The 850-nt window shown below is 49.5% G+C and carries 1 protein-coding gene; it reads right to left on the bottom strand.

Annotation, left to right across the window (positions count from 1 at the left end):
* Positions 1-850, bottom strand: an 850-nt coding sequence (gene dnaJ / locus ACS8FC_RS16120) for a molecular chaperone DnaJ (protein ID WP_439297516.1), incomplete at both ends; no start/stop codon positions are given.

The raw sequence follows: 850 nt of genomic DNA, 5'->3' as shown, positions 1-850 counted from the left end.
AATCGCCAATCTTTTTAAAGAATGATTTTTTATGTGGCGACTGCTGATGCTTGCTATCATCATCCAATGTATCTTGGAATTGACGCAATAGATCTTTTTGCTCACGAGTTAGGTTGACAGGAGTCTCGATGACCACACGGCAGATCAAATCACCTTTCATCGTGGTGCGTACTGGCGTCACGCCTTTACCGCGTACACGTAGCAATTTGCCACTCTGCGTACCTTCTGCCACTTTGATTTTTACTTTACCATCTAAGGTTGGGATCTCAACTTCTTTACCGAGTGCTGCATCAGTGATGCTGACTGGTACATCCATATATAGATCAGCGCCTTGACGGGTAAAGACATTATGCGGTTTGACGCGTACTTCGACATACAAGTCGCCATTCTGTACGCCTGCACCGCCAGCCTCGCCTTCGCCTGCCAGACGCACGCGATCCCCATCATCGACGCCCGCTGGGATAGATACTTCTAGCGTGCGTGACTTGTCTTTGACGCCATTACCATGACAGTCAGGGCAAGGGTTTTTGATTTGCTTACCAGAGCCGCCACACTGTGGGCAAGCTTGCTGCACGGCAAAGAAACCTTGCTGCATACGCACTTGGCCTTGACCATGACACATCTGACAGGTCACGACATCAGAGGCATCTTTGGCACCTTTACCATCACAAGTGTCACATGGTGCGGGCGCGGTAAAGCTGATTTCTTTTTTGCAGCCGCGTACCGCTTCTTCTAATGTCAGCTCAATCACATAACGCAGGTCAGAGCCACGACGCGAGCGTCCACCGCCACCACCACGTGATTGACCAAAGATGTCACCAAAGTTACCAAAAATATCGCCAAAAATGTC

The organism is Psychrobacter sp. 1Y4, assembly GCF_051847555.1.
The sequence above is the reverse complement of the archived record's forward strand: the minus strand, read 5'-3'. Positions and strand labels throughout refer to the sequence as shown.